This window comes from Streptomyces sp. CC208A (genome assembly GCF_030010625.1).
GTDB lineage: Bacteria > Actinomycetota > Actinomycetes > Streptomycetales > Streptomycetaceae > Streptomyces.
The window spans coordinates 404,798-424,124 of record NZ_JASCXN010000001.1; the positions used below are offsets into that span (position 1 = coordinate 404,798).

The 19,327-nt window shown below is 71.9% G+C and carries 23 protein-coding genes and 1 other RNA gene; 11 read left to right on the top strand and 13 right to left on the bottom strand.

The genetic code is table 11. The annotated features are described in order from the left end of the window. The first annotated feature begins 70 nt into the window (after positions 1-70). Both QK442_RS01810 and QK442_RS01815 read left to right on the top strand, forming a co-directional pair. Complete coding sequence (locus QK442_RS01810) at positions 71-1,090, top strand: Gfo/Idh/MocA family oxidoreductase (protein WP_282691949.1); 1,020 nt, start codon at positions 71-73, stop codon at positions 1,088-1,090. A gap of 139 nt (positions 1,091-1,229) precedes the next feature. Continuing rightward, positions 1,230-1,973, top strand: coding sequence for an SDR family oxidoreductase (locus QK442_RS01815; protein WP_282691950.1), 744 nt, complete (start codon positions 1,230-1,232; stop codon positions 1,971-1,973). Between the two features lie 4 nt (positions 1,974-1,977). Here QK442_RS01815 and QK442_RS01820 read toward each other — a convergent pair whose 3' ends face one another. Next, a complete protein-coding gene (locus tag QK442_RS01820) occupies positions 1,978-2,310 on the bottom strand; it encodes a nuclear transport factor 2 family protein (protein WP_282691951.1) in 333 nt (110 codons plus the stop codon). Between the two features lie 140 nt (positions 2,311-2,450). Here QK442_RS01820 and QK442_RS01825 point away from each other — a divergent pair, with 140 nt between their 5' ends. After that, the gene (locus QK442_RS01825; protein ID WP_282691952.1) at positions 2,451-2,885 is read left to right on the top strand and encodes a hypothetical protein; all 435 of its coding nucleotides are present in this window, start codon (positions 2,451-2,453) and stop codon (positions 2,883-2,885) included. A gap of 166 nt (positions 2,886-3,051) precedes the next feature. Next, positions 3,052-3,975, top strand: coding sequence for a VOC family protein (locus tag QK442_RS01830; protein WP_282691953.1), 924 nt, complete (start codon positions 3,052-3,054; stop codon positions 3,973-3,975). 219 nt (positions 3,976-4,194) lie between these two features. On the opposite strand, the gene QK442_RS36310 is transcribed toward QK442_RS01830, so the two are convergent. Both QK442_RS36310 and QK442_RS36315 read right to left on the bottom strand, forming a co-directional pair. Further along, positions 4,195-4,416, bottom strand: a complete 222-nt coding sequence (locus QK442_RS36310) for a hypothetical protein (protein WP_349239625.1) — start codon at positions 4,414-4,416, stop codon at positions 4,195-4,197. A 39-nt stretch (positions 4,417-4,455) separates the two neighbouring features. Next, complete coding sequence (locus QK442_RS36315) at positions 4,456-4,653, bottom strand: UDP binding domain-containing protein (RefSeq protein WP_349239626.1); 198 nt, start codon at positions 4,651-4,653, stop codon at positions 4,456-4,458. 66 nt (positions 4,654-4,719) lie between these two features. On the opposite strand from QK442_RS36315, the gene QK442_RS01840 reads away from it, so the two are divergent. Continuing rightward, positions 4,720-5,493, top strand: a complete 774-nt coding sequence (locus QK442_RS01840; protein ID WP_282691954.1) for a glycosyltransferase family A protein — start codon at positions 4,720-4,722, stop codon at positions 5,491-5,493. A gap of 170 nt (positions 5,494-5,663) precedes the next feature. Here the strand turns inward: QK442_RS01840 and tgmC are convergent, their stop codons facing one another. The 5 genes from tgmC to QK442_RS01865 form a co-directional block, all read right to left on the bottom strand. Further along, positions 5,664-6,827 (bottom strand): ATP-grasp peptide maturase system methyltransferase, encoded by a 1,164-nt coding sequence (tgmC, locus tag QK442_RS01845; protein ID WP_282691955.1) that lies wholly within the window; start codon positions 6,825-6,827, stop codon positions 5,664-5,666. Then, positions 6,824-7,783: an ATP-grasp ribosomal peptide maturase gene (gene tgmB, locus QK442_RS01850; protein WP_282691956.1), complete on the bottom strand. Its 960-nt coding sequence runs from the start codon at positions 7,781-7,783 to the stop codon at positions 6,824-6,826. The genes tgmC and tgmB overlap by 4 nt, the downstream gene beginning before the upstream one ends. Before the next feature lie 5 nt (positions 7,784-7,788). Further along, positions 7,789-8,049, bottom strand: a complete 261-nt coding sequence (gene tgmA, locus QK442_RS01855) for a putative ATP-grasp-modified RiPP (RefSeq protein ID WP_282691957.1) — start codon at positions 8,047-8,049, stop codon at positions 7,789-7,791. Positions 8,050-8,129: 80 nt separating this feature from the next. Beyond that, positions 8,130-8,336, bottom strand: coding sequence for a hypothetical protein (locus QK442_RS01860; RefSeq protein WP_282691958.1), 207 nt, complete (start codon positions 8,334-8,336; stop codon positions 8,130-8,132). After that, positions 8,333-8,500: a hypothetical protein gene (locus QK442_RS01865; RefSeq protein WP_282691959.1), complete on the bottom strand. Its 168-nt coding sequence runs from the start codon at positions 8,498-8,500 to the stop codon at positions 8,333-8,335. The genes QK442_RS01860 and QK442_RS01865 overlap by 4 nt, the downstream gene beginning before the upstream one ends. 262 nt (positions 8,501-8,762) lie before the next feature. On the opposite strand from QK442_RS01865, the gene QK442_RS01870 reads away from it, so the two are divergent. Next, the gene (locus QK442_RS01870) at positions 8,763-9,938 is read left to right on the top strand and encodes a helix-turn-helix transcriptional regulator (RefSeq protein ID WP_349239627.1); all 1,176 of its coding nucleotides are present in this window, start codon (positions 8,763-8,765) and stop codon (positions 9,936-9,938) included. A gap of 16 nt (positions 9,939-9,954) precedes the next feature. Further along, positions 9,955-10,308, top strand: coding sequence for a hypothetical protein (locus tag QK442_RS01875; protein WP_282691961.1), 354 nt, complete (start codon positions 9,955-9,957; stop codon positions 10,306-10,308). Between the two features lie 156 nt (positions 10,309-10,464). On the opposite strand, the gene QK442_RS01880 is transcribed toward QK442_RS01875, so the two are convergent. Further along, positions 10,465-10,860, bottom strand: a complete 396-nt coding sequence (locus QK442_RS01880; RefSeq protein WP_282691962.1) for a DUF6188 family protein — start codon at positions 10,858-10,860, stop codon at positions 10,465-10,467. Between the two features lie 273 nt (positions 10,861-11,133). Here QK442_RS01880 and QK442_RS01885 point away from each other — a divergent pair, with 273 nt between their 5' ends. Then, positions 11,134-11,517: a hypothetical protein gene (locus tag QK442_RS01885; RefSeq protein ID WP_282691963.1), complete on the top strand. Its 384-nt coding sequence runs from the start codon at positions 11,134-11,136 to the stop codon at positions 11,515-11,517. 68 nt (positions 11,518-11,585) lie between these two features. Here the strand turns inward: QK442_RS01885 and QK442_RS01890 are convergent, their stop codons facing one another. The 3 genes from QK442_RS01890 to rnpB all read right to left on the bottom strand — a co-directional run bounded on the left by QK442_RS01890 (position 11,586) and on the right by rnpB (position 15,246). Next, positions 11,586-13,010 (bottom strand): hypothetical protein, encoded by a 1,425-nt coding sequence (locus QK442_RS01890; protein ID WP_282691964.1) that lies wholly within the window; start codon positions 13,008-13,010, stop codon positions 11,586-11,588. Positions 13,011-13,188: 178 nt separating this feature from the next. Beyond that, positions 13,189-14,688: a hypothetical protein gene (locus QK442_RS01895; protein ID WP_282691965.1), complete on the bottom strand. Its 1,500-nt coding sequence runs from the start codon at positions 14,686-14,688 to the stop codon at positions 13,189-13,191. A 159-nt stretch (positions 14,689-14,847) separates the two neighbouring features. Continuing rightward, positions 14,848-15,246: RNase P RNA component class A (gene rnpB, locus QK442_RS01900), an RNA gene on the bottom strand. 77 nt (positions 15,247-15,323) lie between these two features. On the opposite strand from rnpB, the gene QK442_RS01905 reads away from it, so the two are divergent. Further along, on the top strand, positions 15,324-16,079 hold the full coding sequence (locus QK442_RS01905; protein ID WP_282691966.1) for a MerR family transcriptional regulator: 756 nt from the start codon (positions 15,324-15,326) through the stop codon (positions 16,077-16,079). Next, complete coding sequence (locus QK442_RS01910) at positions 16,066-16,893, top strand: hypothetical protein (RefSeq protein ID WP_282691967.1); 828 nt, start codon at positions 16,066-16,068, stop codon at positions 16,891-16,893. The genes QK442_RS01905 and QK442_RS01910 overlap by 14 nt, the downstream gene beginning before the upstream one ends. Here the strand turns inward: QK442_RS01910 and QK442_RS01915 are convergent. Beyond that, positions 16,880-18,328, bottom strand: coding sequence for an RNB domain-containing ribonuclease (locus QK442_RS01915; RefSeq protein ID WP_282691968.1), 1,449 nt, complete (start codon positions 18,326-18,328; stop codon positions 16,880-16,882). The genes QK442_RS01910 and QK442_RS01915 overlap by 14 nt on opposite strands. Positions 18,329-18,504: 176 nt before the next feature. On the opposite strand from QK442_RS01915, the gene yaaA reads away from it, so the two are divergent. Continuing rightward, positions 18,505-19,272 (top strand): peroxide stress protein YaaA, encoded by a 768-nt coding sequence (gene yaaA / locus QK442_RS01920; RefSeq protein ID WP_282691969.1) that lies wholly within the window; start codon positions 18,505-18,507, stop codon positions 19,270-19,272. Positions 19,273-19,327 lie beyond the last annotated feature (55 nt).

The following is a 19,327-nucleotide window of genomic DNA, read 5'->3' on the forward strand; positions in this document are numbered from 1 at the left end:
CCATTTCGTTGAATCCTTGCCTATGCTCTCAGCTCGGCGGGGCGCCACGAGACCCTTGGGGTGGACTGAGATGACGACGAGGACGGACGGCGGCGTGCGGTGGGGGATCCTCGCCACGGGCGGGATAGCCGAGCGGTTCGTGACGGACCTGGCGGGCCTTGACGGCGCCGAGGTGGTGGCGGTGGCGTCCCGTACGGAGGCGTCGGCGCGCGCCTTCGCGGACCGGTTCGGGATCGGGCGGGCGTACGGCGGCTGGGACGGGCTCTTCGCCGACCCGGAGGTCGACGTGGTGTACGTGGCCACCCCGCACCACGCCCACCGTGAGGCCGCGGGCCGCGCCCTGGAGGCCGGAAAGGCGGTCCTCTGCGAGAAGGCCTTCACCCTGAACGCCCGGGAGGCGGAGGAGCTGGTCGCGCTCTCCCGGGAGCGCGGCCTCTTCCTCATGGAGGCCATGTGGATGTACTGCAACCCGCTGATCCGGCGGCTCGCCGAGCTGGTCGGGGACGGCGCGATCGGAGACGTACGCACCGTACAGGCCGACTTCGGCCTCGCCGGTCCCTTCGATCCCGGCCACCGCCTGCGGGACCCGGCGGTCGGCGGCGGGGCCCTGCTCGACCTGGGCGTGTACCCGGTGTCGTTCGCGCAGCTGCTGCTCGGCGAGCCGGACTCGGTGCAGGCGCACGCGCGGCTCTCCCCGGAGGGCGTGGACCTGAACACCGGCATGCTCCTCGGCTGGGCGTCGGGCGCCTCGGCGCTGCTGTCCTGCTCGCTGGAGGCGGACACCCCGCTGACGGCGTCGGTGACGGGCACGCGCGGCCGGATCGACGTGCCGCGCGGCTTCTTCTTCCCGGAGCGGTTCACGCTGCTGCGGGACGGCGCCGAGCCGGAGGAGTTCGTGAACGCCGACGACCCGCACTCGATGCGGCACGAGGCCGCCGAGGTGATGCGCTGCCTGCGGGCGGGCGAGACGGAGTCGCCGCTCGTCCCGCTGGACGGCACGCTCGCGGTGATGCGCACGCTCGACGCGGTACGCGACCGGGTGGGCGTCCGCTACCCCCGGGAACAGGAGCCGGAACTCACCCGCGTGTGAGCGACCGTGTGAGCGACGACGCCCTGCCGGGGGAACAGGTCATCCACGGATCGGACGACCGCGCTCACGGCACCCGCCTCTGACGTACGCTGCGCGCCCGGGCGACAGGAACGACGCGGACCGACGAGGAGGGTGCGACATGGGCGTCGCGGTGGTGACGGGAGCGGGTTCGGGCATCGGCCGCGCGGTGGCGCGGGCCCTGGCGGAGGCCGGCTGGACGACGGTCCTGGCCGGCCGCCGCCTCACCCCCCTGGAGGAGACGGCACAGGGCCTGCCGCCCGGGCGGACGCTGTGCGTCCCGACGGACGTGACGTCACCGGAGGAGGTGACGGCCCTCTTCGACGCGGTACGGGCCCGCTTCGGCCGCGTCGACCTGCTCTTCAACAACGCCGGTACGTTCGCGGGCGGCGGCACCCCGGTGGAGGAGCTGTCCTACGACACCTGGCGCGCGGTCGTCGACGTCAACCTGACGGGCGCGTTCCTGTGCGCCCAGGCCGCTTTCCGGGCCATGAAGGAGCAGGACCCGCAAGGCGGCCGGATCATCAACAACGGTTCGATCTCGGCCCATGTGCCGCGCCCGCACTCGATCGCGTACACGGCGACCAAGCACGCGATGACGGGCCTGACGAAGTCCCTGTCGCTGGACGGCCGCCCGTACCGGATCGCCTGCGGCCAGATCGACATCGGCAACGCGGCCACGGACATGACGGCCCGCATGCAGAGCGGCATCCTCCAGGCCGACGGCGAGCTGGCGGTGGAGCCGGTGATGGACGCGGCGGACGTGGCCGCGACGGTGGTCCACATGGCGGCCCTCCCGCTGGAGGCGAACGTCCAGTTCGCCACGGTGATGGCCACGACGATGCCGTACATCGGCCGGGGCTGACGGCTCACTCCACAGGAGCCTGCCCGGTCTCGAACCGCGCCACCTTCCCGCCCTCGACGGTGAACCGCCACACGGTCCGCATCGACCCCCAGGTGTCGTTCGTGTAGGTGGCGAGGAGCCCGAGCCCGTCCTCGTCCTCGCCCTCCACCTCCATCCGCCCGTGGGACGAGAACACCTCCCGCTCGGTCCACTCCCGCAGGTCCCGCTCGGACCCGTCGTCGGACATGGTCGCCCCCGGCGCGAGGACACGCCGGAAGGCCTCCCGGTCATTGGCGTTCACCGCGACCACGAAGGCGCGCACGGCGGGCTCACGAAGCTTCTCCACAGGAATGGTCATGCACCAGCCGTACCGCCCCGTGCCCCGCTCCGGCACCCGGGATGAGCCAGTCGGGCGAGCCCGGCGCCCCAATCCGACCCCCCGGCGGAAGCCCCGGGCAGTATCAGGAGTCCAAACCCGCCTTCCCTGCTGGAGGAGCGATGTCGGAGCACGACCGGATCGTCAAGCTGTACGCGAAGGGGATCCCAGTCGGGGTCCACGAGGGGAAGCTGGTCGGCTTCCCGGCCGACGGGCACCGCACCGCCGAGTGGGCGGTCGGCCCGGCGGACGGCGGCTTCCGCCTCACCGTCAAGGGCACCGAGGACACCCTGACCGCCCCCGGCACGACCCGCGCCCAGGCCGAGGTCCGCCCCGACACCACCCCCGCCTCGGTCTGGCGCCTCCAACGGGTCACCCCCGAGGGCCTCGCCGCCGTCGACTCCCCCACGGCCCTGCGCACCGGCACCCACGTCATCACCCAGAACGGCCTCGCCCTGGGCCGCGACCTCTTCGAGGACCCCTCCCCCGCCCCGAAACCGATCGTCATCCGCACCGACGACCGCGAACCGCACTGGTTCCTGGAGGTCCTGATCTGACCCCGCCGTAGCCACCCGGCTCAGGCCGCCGACGGCGGGGTGGCGGCGGCGTTCAGGCAGTGGACGAGGAGGGCGTGCATGCGGGGGACGGGTTGGCCGCGGCGCCCGGTCGTTCGCCTCGGGCGAAGGTCGGCGGGCTTCCCGCGTGGGGGCCTACGGTGGGGTCATGTCTCACGCCCTCACACGCTTACACCACGTCGGCCACGTCGTCAGCGACATGACACAGGCCATGGCGCTCTACCAGCGGCTCGGCTTCCACGTCCCGCCGCCCGGCGTGCCGGCGCTGGCCCCCCGCGAGGGCGCCGCGCCGGAGCCCTTCGGGGCGGCGAACACCCACGCCGACCTCCGCCGGAGCTTCGTCGAGCTGGTGACCCCGGTGAAGCCCGGGAACACGGCGGGCCTGCCACCCGACACGCGGATCGTCCCGCTCCACGCGCCCCCGGAGAAGCTCCCCCTGCTCCTGTCGCGGATCGAGGCGACCAGCGCCCGGCTCGGCGGATGGCGCGACCGCTTCGAAGGGCTCCACATCCTGATGTTCTCCTCGCCGGACATCGACGGCACCGCGAACCGGCTCACCGCGGCCGGTGTCGGCCACGGCGGGGTCGACACCGTCGGCCGACCGGTCGAGACCCCCGACGGCGTGCGCACGGAACCCGTCCGCTACCTGGAGATCGACGATGTACCGGAAGGCCGGGTCGGCGTCGTCGCCGACGTGGACCCGGCCTTCCAGCACCTCCGGCACCTCGACCACCCCAACGGCGCCCAGGACCTCGTCGAGGCGGTGCTGTGCGTACCCGACGGGCAGCTCCCCCTGGCCCGCGAGCGCTACGAGCGGTACCTGGGCCTGCCCGCCTCCGCACCGGGGCCGGTCACCCTCCTGACCGGGACCGACCTCCGAAGACTGCTGCCGGGCGAGGAACCGCCCGCGCTCCCGGCACTCGTCGCCTGCACCCTCGCCGTCCCCGACCTCGCCCGGGTGCGTGCGCTGCTCGCGGACAACGGACTTCCCGTGCGCGAGACGGCCCGGGGGGAGCTCTTCGTCCCCGCCGAAGCGGCCCTCGGTACGGCTCTGATCTTCCGGGAGATCTGAGAGGGCCGTCCCCCCCCATGAGGCGTGGCCGGCCTGGCGGCTGCTTTCGTGGCTGCCTTCCCAGCCGTGAGATCCGGTTCGCACTGGTGCGCACCGGGAACCAGCCGAGCTCCCTACCCCACGAGGAAGGGCCTCTGACCTGGCGTTTCTTCGGTCGGGGGCCCTGAGGCGGCAGACGAGTGGGGCTGTACGCCGGGTACAGCCCGACTCGTCTGCTCTTCAGGGCTTCTGGCCAGCGAAACCACAGGCCAGGGGCCTTTTCGCTGTCCTCGGGGCTCGCAGAGCATCGACGTTTGCGCCGGACAGGCGGTTCCGGCAGTCCAGCACGTACCGGGCGTGCAGCTCCACCGCCTTGTAGTCGAAGTCGTCGTGGTCGGCGAGCAGCACCACCGCGTCTGCTGTGGCCGGCTCTTCCGGCATCGCCTCGACCCGATGGACCACGGCGAACGGGTCGCCGCGCCGGTCATGCCCGGCCGCTCGCTACCCAGGGACGACCGGCTTGGGGACGTGTACTCCGGCCGCTACATGTGGGTCGGCGGCCCGGACCTCAGCGCCCATCCGGGCCGGCAGTTCGATGACCCGTGCGGCCGGCGTCTCCCGCGTGTCGCCGGTGTTCTTCTTGTACGCGAGACCGAGCAGGAGCACTCGGGAGCCCTGACCAGAGGCAACACCACGCATGGCGGCTCCCCTACGATTCCAGTGCTTGAATGGGCCGTCGTCTTTGGCCTGGCAAGGAGAAGCGCTGTGCCCCTGGTGTCCGTCGTAATGCCCGTATACAACTCGGCGGCGACTCTCGGCGCAGCGGTTCGGTCGGTGCTCACGCAGACCCACAGCGACCTGGAACTGCTGGTCACGGACGACAGGTCTTCCGATGGCTCCATGGACCTGCTCATGGAGTTCGCCCGGCAGGACAAGCGCGTCCTGCCGGAATCGGCACCGGAACAGGGCGGTGCCGGTCGGGCGCGCAACCTCGCCATCGAGCGGGCCCGGGGGGATTACATCGCCTTTCTCGACAGCGACGACATGTGGCTTCCGGAGAAGACCGAGCGGCAAATCGAATTCGCCAAGGCGGGCAGGGCGCCGCTGACGTTCACCTCGTACTTCAAGATGGACGCCGATTACGAGGGCGAGAGCACCGACTTCATCCCGAACGGGCGCGTGGTCCACGCGCGAGAGCACGTGGACTACCGCGCGATGCTGGTGCGGGACCACATCGGCGCTCTGACCGCCATGTACGACCGCACCGTCCTCGGCACGCGGCTGATGCCGGAGATGCGAAAGCGGCAGGACTACGCCCTGTGGCTGTCGATCATGCGCGACGGCGCCGACGCCCGGGGGCTGCCCGAGCCGCTTGCGGTGTACAGGTCCCACCAGGCGGGATCGCTGTCCTCCAACAAGTTGTCGCTGGTCCGGTACAACTGGGAGCTGTACCGCGAGCACGAGGGGCTGTCGGTCCCCCGGTCGACGCGGGCGCTGGCCGGCGCTGCGTGGCAGTCGCTGCGCAACTCGCGGATCTAGGGCCCTCGGCGGGACCCGGCCGGACACCTGCCCCGCGACCTACGAGGCGGCCGGTTCCGTGGCACCCCTGTCACGCAGGAACAGCCGGAGCAGAAGACGCCGGTCCTCGGGCGCAACGGCGTGCTGACCGGCGGTGAGCGGTTCGTCGTCCATGTCCGGAGGGTAGTGGGTCAGGTGATCCGGTGCTCCCAGCGCAGGGAGGGGGCCCGGTCGATCCAGTACCGGTGGGACTCGGGCGTCACGTGGAGCCGTACGGAGTCGATCTCCGGGGCGCCGGCGTCCTGCCAGGCGACGAGAGAACGTTCCACGTCGTCCCACAGGGCCACCGGGCCGCCTTGGCGGACGGTCCAGCTCTCGCCGTCGGCGAGGAACTCGGCGAACGATTCCTTCTCCGGGTCGAACAGGTACCGCAAGGGCGAGCCGTCACCGCCCGTCGCGCGGACGAACTGAGCGCCGGGCGCAGCCAACTGCGCAAGGAAGGCGGGCATCCACTCTTCCAGGAGAAGGGGAGACACCTGAGTGCGCCGCTCACTGTCCGTGTACGCGGTCCGGGCGGAGAGATCTCCGGCCACGGGGGCCACTGCCTGGGCCCGCGCCTGCATGAAGGAGGAGCGCCCGACGATCGAGCCCTCGGCGGTGCCGTCATCGCCGACGATCAGTTTCGCGAGGCCGGTTCCCCACGGCCACGAGCCGACCGTACCGAGGACGACGCCTCCGGGTCTCGTCTGCCTGATCCACGCGTACGGGATGCGGCGGACCGCGCAGGTGGCGATGACACGGTCGTACGGTGCCCGGTACGGGTGGCCGAGCAGCCCGTCGCCCGTCACCGTCCACGTCGAGAAGCCGACCGCTTCGAGAGCGGCATCGGCGCGTGCGGCCACCTGTGCGTCCACCTCGACCGTGGTGACGTCGTCCTCGCCGAGGTAGTGGCACATCAGGGCCGTGGAGTAGCCGGTGCCCGTGCCGATCTCCAGGACGCGATGCCCCGCCGCGAGGTCCAAGGTCTCGACCATGCCGACGACGGTGGCCGGGTCGGTCGAGGACGATGTGGGCACTCCCACGACGGGTCCGCCGGCCTCGTCGGCGGTGAGGTGGCCGTCGAGCTGGGTGGTGAGGGTGTCGACGCTGTATGCGATCTTCAGCCACTCATCCGGGTCTGTGTCGTCGGCGATGACGGGCCGCCAGGTCCGCTCCTCGTCCAGGAACACTCCTGGGCAGAGGAACCGCTCGCGAGGGACGGTCTCGACGGCCGTACGCAGCCAGGGGGATTTCAGGATGCCTTCGTTCACGAGCACGGTCGCCATGCGGCGTCGCTCGGATGCCGGATCGGTCATCGGCGCTCTCCTTGTGCGAGTAGGTCGGCGAAGGCGGCGGACATCGGGAGGCCGGTCTCGGTCTCCAGCCACCCCCACTGTCCGTTGGGATTCAGTTCCAGCCACCAGTAGTCCCCCGCGCGGTCGACCGCGAGGTCGAAGCTTCCCGATACCAGATCCAGTCGGTCCAAGTAGGTGTGCAGTGCCTGGTCCACCCGGTCGGGTAGGCGCTCCACGGTGTAGGTCAGGGCGCTGTAGTCCTTGCGCCAGTCCAGGAGGTCGGAGTCGATGCGTATGGCGAACGTATGCCGGCCTACGAGCAGTACGCGGACGTCGGCGACCTTGTCCACGCGGGCCTGGAACAGATGGGGCGCGACCCGAACGCTGTCGTCGATCTCGTCGGGGGTGACGGGGGTAGCCCATCCCGTCACCGGCACGCCATCACGCGTGCAGGGGGTCCATCGCAGCGTCTTGAAGATCGCCTGGCCCTGAGCGTGGACGAACTCGCGCGCCTCGTCCGGGTCGTTGGTGACAAGGGTGGGCGGGATGGTGAGACCGAGCTGCTGGGCGAGAACGAGCTGCGCGGGCTTGTAGTCGGCTGCGGCAACGCGCAAGGGGTGGTTGACCCAGAGTGGGCCGCCCAAGGCGTAGAGGGTGCCACCGAGTCCGTAGCGGACCTGCGCCGCCGCGAACCGGGAGTCGTCAGGGGACAGATGGGGAAATGTGGGCCACTCCGGGCGGCGCCAGTACACCGACCGGACCCGGGTCACATCAGCGGTTCTCGACGGGGTGCGCAACTGCCCGACCACCGGGGCCGGGCAGGCGCCGAACCGAGCCGAGACCGTGAGTTCCTCGCCGATGTCGGCGGGGTTGAACCGGACCACCGGCACATCGCGCCGGTTGAGTTCGGTGATCACCATGTCGGCGGTGATGTCGTCCGCCTCGGTGGCCACCAGAACCGACCTCTTCTCGGTCATGGTCATCAGTCCTGGTTGCTGTCCTGGTCGTGACCCTGGTCGTTCCGGGAGTCCGAGTTCGTCGTCGTGGAGGTCTCGGTACCGGAGCTGGTGCCGTGCTTGCCCATCTCGGCCATCCGCCCGGCGCGGTCGCGGAACACTCCGAGCTGTGTCGTGGGGTCGATGGTGACCGTGGCGTGGGGGCGGCGGACGACCGTCGGGTAGGGCGCGAGTCGGCCCGCACCCCACGGCCGCGTGGAGGCGGGAAGCGTGACGGAGGCGGTCATGAGAACTCCTTGGGTTGAAGGGTGTGGTGCGGGAAACCGCCTGCGTCAGGGGGCGCGGACGGTGATCTGTGGGAAGCGACTCAGGGGTGAGCGGCCTGGATGTTGTCGGCCGCGGTCGTCCGCTCGACTCCGGACGCGGGTCGGATGTGTGCGATGCGGACCGTGCCGTGGCTGTGGAGCTCGTGTGTGACGGCGACGAGCACACCCTCCCCACGCGAGGCGATGTCACGGACACGCGTGTACAGGAGCGGGTGATGCTCGTAGCCGTCGGAACCGACCGGGTTCACTCCTCCGGCTCCTGCCGGGCCTCGACGCGGCGCATGAACCTCTCCCAGCCGGCGGCCGCCCGCACCCGCAGAGCCCGGCTCGGCGCACCCGGCCGGGGCTCCGGCGGTGTGTACGTACGGCCGCTGGCGCCAGGGATCCTGCGGGGTAGTCCGGAGGTTGTCACGCGGTCACTCCTCTCCGTGGGGGCACCCGGAGGGTCTTTCGGCCTCCGAGCGGCGTGTGACCAGTGAACGACGATCCGTTACCTTCTCCCAGAGCGAACCTCGCGCAATACCCGGGCGTTTTCCAGGCGTTGGCGCGTGGCGGGCATGAGTGCGTGAAAGGGTTCTCGTGTGGGGAGACCTATGACGTCGAGGCGTAAGCACTTTGCGGAACGGCGAGCGGCCCGGGGTTACTCTCAGGAGGAATTCGCAGAAGCGCTCTCGGTGGCCGCGTCCACCGTGGTTCGTTGGGAAAGTGGCCGCGCCACCCCGCGCCCCCACCAACGACCGAAGATCGCAGAGCTGTTGGGAGTGAACCTCCCCGAGCTGGAAGCCCTCTTCTCCGACGAACAGCCGGCCGAGGAAGTCGGGCTCTCCGCTGCCCCTCCCCTCCTCCATGGTGATGATGACGACATGAAGCGCCGCGAAGTCCTGGGTCTGCTCGCCGTTACGGGTGCGCTGGTCGCTCTTCCCGATTTCGGTGAGGCCGCCCGAGAGAGGGCGGCGTCGACGCTCTTGGAGACGGGGGACGCCCTCCATCGCAGCCTCTGGCAGGTCTACGCGCTGTCGGACTCCAAGCAGGCCGTGTTCCCTGTGGTGCGCGCACAGCTCGATGTGATGGCGAAGGGGCTGACCGAGACACGTACTGCTGTGGATCGGTCCCGATTGTGTCGGATGACGGCCGACCTCTACCAGCTCGTCGGCGAGCTGTTCTTCGACTCCAACCGGTACACCGACGCCGCCCAGTGCTACACACTGGCCGCCAACGCGGCCTACACCGGTGGTGCCCACGACCTGTGGGCCTGTGCCATGACCCGCCACGCGTACGTCGAGCTGTACGCGCGCCGCGCGCACGCCGCGCAACCCCTGCTCGCTGCGGCTTTCCGGATTGCCCGGAGGGGCGACGATACTCTTTCCACCCGTCACTGGGTCGCGGCTGTCCAGGCGCAGGCGTACGCGGCCGTGGGCGATCTCGACGCGTGCAACCGGGCACTGGACGAAGCTGAGAAAGTACACGCCCTCGACGGCGCTCACTCCCACAACGGCGGTTGGCTCCGCTTCGACGGCTCCCGCCTGGCGGAGGAGCGAGGAGCTTGCTACCTCCAACTGGGCCGCCCTGATCTCGCCGAGGAAGCGCTCACCGCAGCCCTTGCCCAGCCTCTGTCCCTGCGTCGCCGCGCTGCTGTTCTGAGCGACCTCGCCGTACTCGGGGCGCACAGGCGGGACATCGACCAGGTCGTGCACTACGCGGAGCAAGCACTCGGACTGGCCGACCGGTCGAATTCGGGATTCATCGGCAAGAAGCTGGACGGGCTTCGAGAGCGTCTTGCCCCGCTCATGTCCGATGACCGAGTCTCGACTCTTGATCACCGAATCGCGGCGCTTCCGCGCACCGCATGACGAGAGGGACACGCGCATGAATGACGGCCGGATCTTCCGCGAGGCGTGGATCGACGGCGTGAACAAGCACTATCCCGGCGAGCCCAAGCCTGGCTACGTCACGCCGTGGGACGAGACGCCCGCGTGGGAGCGCGAAGCCGCCGCCGCCGTGTACGGGCAGGTGCGCGACTTCATCGAGGTCAGCGGCGGGCATGCGGCCCGGCTCACCCGCGAGCAGAAGGGCCGCTTCGTCGCGATCTGCTGGACCGCCCAGATGTTCAGGCACTTCGAGGACCCGAAGCCCGGGTATGTCGCCGACTGGTCCGACCTGCCGGCCTGGCAGCGGGAGACGGACGCGGACATCTTCGAGCGCATCGAAGGGACCGTCTGATCTCAGGGGCGACGACATCCCCGTCCGGGTCGATCCGGGCGGGGATGTCTTGTTACGTAGCCATCAAAGTAGCCACGGAAGCACCATCCCTGCACGTTTATGCAGGTCATAGCGTTGCGTCTACAGTCCCCGCGATGGTGTAGGTCTCGGCGGTGATCAGTGTCGCCAGTCGGTCTCGCCGCCCGGGCCTACCAGGACGGGATCGATTCCCGAGCCGGTGAGATTCCACGACTCGTAGTCGGGGTCCGGCTCGACGCCGAGCCGAGTGCCGTCGTCGAAGCCGAGTGACAGGGTTCCTCGCCCGGTGACCCCGATTTCGGTGACGACCCTGGCGAACAGGCCGAGAAGCGGCGCCAAGGACGGTCCGGTGCCCGGCGTCAGAAGGGCCTGGCGGCCCGAGGCGTCGGTGAGGGTGAACGGTGTCTCGATGACGAGCTCGCCATTGACGCGGACGCGGCCGTCCGGGGTCTGATCGGCGAAGGTGATCCGGGCCTGGTGGTCGAAGGCCAGGCGCGTGACACAAGCGCCGACCAGTTCCGCGGGTACTTTCACCGCTCCCCCGCCGTAGTTCTGCCATATGCCGACGGAAAGTCGACGACCGGCTCTCTTGAGCCTTGAGCAGTGTAGACAGGTCTTCGGTCGGCGCTTCCCGGCCGAGCGTCCTGTGAGGCCTGCCCGTTCAGTTCGGCGGCGACATCGTTCGACTCCTTCGGGTGGTTTCGCGTCCCGCGCGTCAAGGCGGACGGCGCATGACGGCAGCGGGTGCGAGCATGCACGCAGCGGGCCGGGAGGCGGCTCCGGATCGAGGACGGGAAGGCGCTCAGCATGGGCATCCAGCCGTGGTCGTCGGTGAAGTACCAGGACAACAGTGCCGCTCCCAGCACCCGAGTGTCCGTGGTGATGGACCCCGTCCCGGCCGGAAAGCTGCTGATCGTCGAGCACCTGTCCGGTTACGCCGCCATCGGGCAGAACGACACCGTGGACGAGATCTGGGCCTCGGACGGCAACACGCAGCAGGCCCAGCTCCCCGTCCACTTCGCGTCGAGGCCGCTGAACTATGGTGGCGGCCTCGGGGTCGCACGCCGCCACCAATTCGGTTCTCCAGTACGTATGTACGTATCGGGCGGTGCCGCGGTCACCGTCAACGTCGACGCCAACACTGCGGGCTTCATCCTGGCCAAGGCCGTCGGTCGGCTCGTCGACCCCTGACGCCACAGCCCCGGTGGGCTCGGCACCGCAGAGGGGCCGAGGAGGAGAAACCCACCGAGCCGTGCGGGTCAGCTCACGGGCGGGCTCCAGCCGGCTCCGGTCGCGACGTACAAGGCTCCCTGGCGCAGGTCGAGGCCGCGGGCGGCAGGGGGCGCTCCCGCCTGGACGAGCGGGCCGGGCCCCTGGAAGGCGTCGGTGCGCAGGCGGAAGGCGTCCGGCTCGGCGCAGTCGACGGTACGCAGTCGCCAGGGTTCTGAAGGGTTCTCGTCGGCGCGGGGCGGCAGGGCGAACTGAAGCTGCGCGGCGGCCGGACGCTCTGTCCGGTAGTCAGTGTGTGCCGCCGTCCAGGCGGCCATGACGAGGACTGCCTGCGTAGGCGCGCCGGACACCTCGGTGCCGCGGGAGGGAGGCGTCCGTTCAGGAGCATCGGGGGCCCGGGGTGTCTCGATGATGTCCGGGCGGCCCGCGCGGCCCCTGAGCACCCCGGCGAACCAGCGGGTGAGGTCCGGGCCGCCGCGACCGGCCCACGCTCGGATCACGCCCCGGAAGGCCGTCTCTCGGCGGCGGGCGCCGTGCTGCGACCCGGCGGCCAGGATCGCTTCCCCCGCTCCTGCGAAGGCCCGGCACAGCTTGAGCACAGGGACGTGATCCGCGCGGGCGGCGTAACGCACCGAGCGGAGCTCCACCATGGCATGGTGCAGAAGCGCGGCGGCAGCATACGCGTCGGAGCCCAGGTCTCCGCCCGGCGGCCGACGCGGGCGGCCCGACCGGCGGGTACGGGGAGGGACGACCGCGTCCGCGCGCCGGCCGGCGGCCGACAGGTGCCATGAACGGTCGTCCAGGCGGTACTCGCCACCGGCGGCGCGGAGCCGGCCGCCAGGGCCCAGGGCGATCCCGGTCTCCCGCGCTCCGGCGTCCAAGACCAGCCCCCGCGTGTCGGACAGGTTGAAGACGACGTCGGTGACGTCGTCCAGCCATACGTCCAGCAGGGCGGGCGGCGCGGACTCGTCGACGGCGAACCTGCGGTCAACTGCCACCTGAAGGAAAGCGGTCAGGCGGGTACCTGCACGCTCCACCCGCAAGTGACGGACGGACCCCGTCGCCAGATCGTAGTCGGGGACCAGCTCCTCCACGTTCCGGCGCGCAAGTCGGCATTGCGGTGCCATGACGTGTCCGCGGTAGTCACGGCCCGGTGTGGACGGTACGGGTGGTGGCAGGAGCGGTTCGATGTCGTACCCGGCCACCGCGGCCTGCTCGGTCATCCACGCGCGCCGCCGCTCACCGAGACCGGCCATCCACTCCAGTACGGTCATCGCCCGCCGCTCGCGTTCACCGGCCCTGGAGGTGCTCGCCGCCCAGAACAGCGGAAACAGGTTGTTGTCCCACACGTCCGCTGCCGCGCGAATGGCTTCCCGGTCGAACAGGCGCACGTCTGCGGCGGCCTCCGCCATCTGCTCCACCGAACGGTCCAGCAACGCCGCCAGCACGGACATGGCCGACGCACGACGTATGGGCGAGCGCGGTGCGTCAGGCGGCGGAGGGGCAGGGGTGATCACGTCGTGATCGTCGCACGCCCCTGGACGTGTCCGGGAAAAGCACCAGGGAAACCGCCCTCCGGCCCGTCGGCTGCCGGGGCCGGCCACTCGGCGGTGCGGGGACACCGCTCCGGCGTCAGGCCGTCGGCGGCGGGGTGGCGGCGGTGTTCAGGCAGTGGTCGAGGAGGTCGTGCATGCGGGGGACGGGGAGGGACGGGTTGGCCGCGGCGCCCTCTGCGGTGCGGGGGTCGACGAGGAGGACTTCCAGTGCCTGCGGTGTCAGGCACGGGTTGGCGGCGGCTGCCCGGCGCACCGACTCGTCGGGGTCGTCCAGCGGAGGGTCGGGCAGGGCGGGATCGGCTGCGGCCAGGGCGCGCACCTGCGGATCCGAGTGGCCGATGAGGTGGGCCGTGCCGGTGCGGGGGAACGCGGGCAGGGTCAGCAGGTGCGGACGGTGGGCCGGGCGGGTGACGAAGACGTTCAGGAGGAGGCGCGGCGGAGCCAGCGGGTGGTGGCAGGCCAGCCGGATCCGTACCTCCTCGTCGTCGTCCTGCGCGAGTGCTGCGACGAGTTCCGCGGGCAGGCGGGGCCAGCTCGCCGCGACCCGGCGGAGTACCGGTTCCCCGGACACCGCGCAGGCGGCGAACCAGTCGGGTGACGGCTCGACGGCGGGCTCGGTGATCGGGCAGGTGCAGTCCGGACCGTGATCGACGGCCCTCTCGATCATCTCGTACTCGACCCAGGTGCGGAGGAAGGGGTGGAGGCGTGCGCGCATCCGCACGTCGTCGTCCGGGTCCTTCCTCAACTCCGCGACCAGGTCCGGCCCCAGGTCGGGCCGGACGGCGGCCACCGCGCGGACCTTCGCCTCGGGGTGGCGGGCGAGCCGGGCGACGGCGAAGGCCGGGGCGTGGCGGTTCCGGGCCAGGGTCAGGAGGTACGGCGTGTCGTCCGTGAAGCACCGCTCGATGAGCGCGGGGGACAGGGCGCACATGCCGAACACGAAGACGCCGCCGCGCGAGAAGGACGGCAGCTTGGCCTCCACCCGTTCCGGGTCCAGCACCCAGCTCCCGGCCTGCGCCGCTTCGCGGACCGCGGGGTCCGGATCGTCGAGCAGCCTCTCCCGCTGCGCCGGGGTGAGCGAGTGCCAGTCCCAGGTGGCCCGTCTCCGGAGTTCGGGGTGCTCACGGTCGGCCAGGGAACGGTGGAAGGACAGCGGGATCTGTCGGGAGGAACAGAGTTTCCCGATGATCTCGCCCGCGTCGAGCCTGCCGTCCTCGCCCCCGTCCTGAGCGGTCAGGAGGGTGACGAGGACGTCGTCCGGCAGCGGCCGGATCCATCGGGGACTGACGCTGAGGCCACGGGCGAGCGACGCGCGAACGAGCCCCGACGGGTCCGTCGCCAAGGGGGCGAGTCGCGCCGGGTCGACGTGCAGGTTGCGGGCGAGCGCGCGGCGGATCTCCCGGGCCGGGTGCTGGAGGGCCTCGTCGACGACGGCGTCGGGCAGGTGACGGCCCTCGCACATCAGCGGTCCGGCCTCACCGGCCGCCCGGTCCACCAGGCGTATCAGTACGCCGGAGGGCGCCGCCCGGTTGAAGGCGATGCCGCGCAGCCACGGTTCACGCAGGGAGTCGAGCACCGCCTCATCCTGTCACCGCGGCTCCTGGACCGGCAGACCTGGGAAGCCTGAGGCGCCGCGACGGCCCCGGTACGGTCTCCGACCCGGGAGGCGAGGGCCCACCATTACACGAAGAAGGCCACTGACCCGCGGTTTCGCTGGTCAGAAGCCTTGAGGTGGCAGACGAGTCGGGCTGTACGCCGGGTTCTGTGCCCCGGGACCTCGCGGTCGTCGGGGTGACGGCCATCCATCTAGGGCCGGCGTTGCCGTCGGCCTCGTGCGGTCTACCCGCGAACTCGGGCGAGCAGCCCTCGGTCGTTCGCGCAGGGACACCGGGGTGTCCCCTCTTGACCTTGCTCCGGGTGGGGTTTACCTAGCCGCCTGAGTCGCCTCAGGCGCTGGTGGTCTCTTACACCACCGTTTCACCCTTACCGTGGGCCGAGGCCCCCGGCGGTCTGTTTTCTGTGGCACTGTCCCGCGGGTCACCCCGGGTGGCCGTTAGCCACCACCCTGCTCTGTGGAGCCCGGACGTTCCTCGGGGAGATCCGGGGATCTCCACGCGGCCGTCCGCCCGGCTCGTCTGCCGTGCCGACCATGCTACCCGCCTGATCGACACCGCTTGACCTTGTCGCAGCGTCAGGGTTTCTCATGAGGGTATGCGGATCGGAGAACTCGCCGCGCTCGTCGGGGTCACGCCCCGGGCCGTGCGGCACTACCACCGGCTGGGGCTGCTGCCCGAGCCCGCGCGGCTGGCCAATGGTTACCGGGAGTACGGCATCCGGGACGCGGTGCTGCTCGCCCGGGTGCGGCGCCTTGCCGAGCTGGGGCTCGGGCTCGACGAGGTGCGGGACGTGCTCGCCGACGACGAGGGACGGGAGCTGGTGGAGGTGCTTGAGGAGCTGGACGCGGATCTCGCGCGTCAGGAGGCCGTGATCCGGGAGCGGCGGGCGCGGCTCGCCGGGCTGCTCGACGACGCGCGGGGCGGGCGGCTCACCGCCGAGGGGCCGGTGTCGCCGGAGCTGGCCGCGCTGCTCGCGGGGGTCGGGGAGCTGCCGGACTCGCCGATGGCCGTGAAGGACCGGGAGGTCCTCGCGCTGCTCGACACCGTCGTGCCCGAGGAGGAGCGGGCCCGGCTGATGGGGCTGATGCACGAGGTCTCCGGGAGCGCGGGGCAGGTGTACGGGCTTCTCGACGCGCTCGCCGGTGCCGAAGTCGATGATCCTCGGGTCGAGGAGGCCGCTCGGGTGCTCGCCGGGGTGCTGCCGGACGGGATCGGGCGGTTCGAGCTGCCCGAGGAGGGGGCCGGCGGGCTCGCCGACGTCTTCTTCGCCGATCTCGCGCCCGCTCAGGCCGCCGCCGTGCGGCGGGCGCTCCGCCTCGTCCAGGAGCGGGACCGCCGTGGCCGGGCGTGAGCGGGGGGTCGTGCTGCGGGGGCTGCGGGCGGTCGCGTACGCCGCGCTTCCCGCCGAGGTGGTGCTGCTTGTGCTGCTGGTCGGCGGGGTGCCGGTACCAGGGGTCGTGCTCGCGGGCGGGGAAGTCGTCGTGGGCGTGCTGCTCGTCGTCGAGGGGGGTGTGTGGCTGCGGCTGCGGCGGCGGGGGTTCACGCGGCGGGAGGCGTTGGCGGAGCTCGTACCGGAGCGGGTGCTGCGGCTGGTCTCGCACGAGCTGAGGCTGATGGCGGCCCTCGGACGGTGGGCGGCTCGGCGGCCGCACGGGACCGCGGGGGCGGAAGGGGTGTTCCCGCACGCGCGGGAGCAGGCCGCCCTCATGTACGGGTTCGCGTTCGTCTGTCTCGTCGAGACCGTCGGCATGTCGTGGCTCCTGGCCGGATGGCCCGTCGTGCACGCCGTCGTCCTCGTCCTCGACGTCTACACGGTCCTCTTCGTCCTCGGGCTGCACGCGGCCTCCGTCACCCGGCCGCACGTGCTCGCCGGCGGCCGGCTGCGGGTCCGGCAGGCCGCCCACGTGGACGTGGCCGTCCCGCTGGACCAGATCGCGGCCGTCCGCCGCGAGAACGTCTTCACCCACGAGAAGCGGGACGGGGAGCTGAACCTGGCCGTCGGGTCGCGGACCTCCGTCACGCTGGAGCTGTCCGAGCCGGTGGACGTCGTCCGGCTCCTCGGCGGGGTGCGGGCCGTGTCCGTCATCCGGCTGCACGCCGACGATCCCACGGCGTTGTACGAGGCCGTGCGCGGAGCCGTGTCCGAGGGCGTCACGCCGGGGTGAACAGGACCTTCGCCCTTCCCGGGGCCGCCTCCGCGAGCCTGACCCGCAGCCACTCGCCCAGCGGCAGCGGGGCCGTACCGCCGGAGACCCGGCCGACCACCGCAGGGGCGTCGAGGTGGACGGTGCCGACCGACGGTTCGCGCTCCTTGACGTCGATCACGTACGCGTCGAAGAGCTCGCCGATCCGGCCGCTGAGCAGCGCCGCCTCGACGATGTCGACGGACTCGCGCTCGACCGCGGACGCGCGGCGCGCGCCGGTGGCCATGGTGGCGGGCAGGTCGGGCAGCGCGGCCCGCACCCACGGGGGCGGCTCGTTCCCGGCGACCGCCGCCACGCACAGCTCGGAGGCGTACCGGTCGACGAGCCGGCGCAGCGGGGCCGTGCAGTGGGTGTACTCGTCGGCGACGGCCGCGTGCACGGCCGGGTCGGGCAGCTGCCCGTCGGTGAAGACGGTGTAGCCGGCGCCGCGCAGCAGGGTGGTGCACTCCTGGAGGAAGGCGGCCTGGCGGGGGTCGGTGGGGTCGGCGTGCCGGACCACCTCCGCGTACGACACGTGGTGCGGCCAGTCGACGCCGAGCGCCTCGGCGGTGCGGCGCAGCCGGGCGACGGCCCCGTCGGGGGCGACCGGCAGGGTGCGCAGGATGCCGGTCCCGGCGGCGGTCATGAGGTCGGCGGCGGCCATGCCGGTGAGGAGGGAGATCTGCGCGTTCCAGCTCTCGGCGGGGAGCGGCGCCCGGTAGGCGAGCGAGTAGGTGCGGTCCCCGGGGACCTCGACGATCTCCTGTTCGGGGACGGCGAGGGAGATCCCGCCGCGTTCGGCCTCCCGCTCCTCGCGGAGCCGGCCGATGTCGCGGAGGAGGGCGAGGGGTTCCTCGGCGGTGCCGGAGTCGATGAGCCGCTGGGCGGTCGCGTAGTCGAGCCTGGCGCGGCTGCGGACCAGGGCCCGGCGCACGTCGGTGGCGACCCTGCGTCCCTCGGCGTCGAGGTCGATCCGCCAGAGGAGCGCGGGGCGGGGCTCGCCGGGCAGCAGGCTGGCGGCGCCCTCGGAGAGGACCGGCGGGTGGAGGGGGACCCTGCCGTCGGGGAAGTAGAGGGTGAGGACCCGCCGGTGGGCCTCGGCGTCGAGCGCCCCGCCGGGCGCGACGAAGGCGGCGACGTCGGCGATGGCGTAGTGGACGCGGTAGCCGCCGTCGGCCCGCCGGGCCAGGTGCATGGCCTGGTCGAGGTCGGTGGAGGTGGGCGGATCGATGGTGAGGAACGGCAGGTCGGTGGCGTCCTGCGCCGGGAGGCGCGGGTTCTTCGCGACGGCCTCGGCCTCGGCGAGCACGGCGGGCGGAAAGCCCTCGGGAACCGCGAGCTCGGTACGGAGTGCGCGCAGGGCGGCCCGCAGCGGAGCCTCGGCTGCGCCGGTCACGTGGATGTGGCGGCGGGGCATGCAACCGAGCGTAGGACGGGGGGCGTGGGGTGGCATGTCGTGGGGGCGGGGTGGCATGTCACGGAGGTGGGGGGTGGCATGCCGTGGGGCGGAGGCATGTCGGGGGGGCGGGCACCTCGTACGCTGGCATGCCGGGGCCGCACCCCCGTTTCTGGTCCGTACGAAGGAGAACCACCGTGCTCGTGCTGCTGCCGCCCTCCGAAGGCAAGGCGCCCTCCGGGGCCGGGGCGCCGCTCAAGCCGGAGTCGCTGTCGCTGCCGGGGCTCGCGGAGGCGCGGGCGGCCGTCCTGGACGAGCTGGTCGAGCTGTGCGCCGCCGACGAGGAGAAGGCGCGCGAGGTGCTCGGCCTGAGCGAGGGGCTGCGCGGCGAGGTCGCGAAGAACGCCGGGCTTCGCACGGCGGGCGCGCGGCCGGCCGGGGAGATCTACACCGGGGTCCTGTACGACGCGCTGGGCCTGGCCACGCTGGACGCGGCCGCGCGGGAGCGGGCGGGCGCCTCGCTGCTCGTCTTCTCCGGGCTGTGGGGGGCGGTGCGGGTGACGGACCGGATCCCGTCGTACCGCTGCTCGATGGGGGTGAAGCTGCCGGGGCTCGGCGCGCTGGGAACGCACTGGCGGGGCGCGATGGCGTCGGTGCTGCCGGAGGCGGCCGGGGACGGTCTGGTGCTCGACCTGCGCTCGGCCGCGTACGCGACGGCGTGGAAGCCGAAGGGCGAGGTGGCGGGGCGGACCGCGACGGTACGGGTGCTGCACGCGCCGACCCGGAAGGTGGTCAGCCACTTCAACAAGGCGACCAAGGGCCGGATCGTACGGAGCCTGCTGGAGTCCGGCGCGGCCCCCGGCACCCCGGCGGAGCTGGTGGAGGCGCTGCGGGACCTCGGGTACGTGGTGGAGACGGGCGCGAAGGCGGGGGCCCTCGACGTGCTGGTGGACGAGGTCCACTGACGTTCCGTTGCGCGGAGCGCAACGGCCGTTGCGGGGGTTGGGGGCGCTGGGCAGG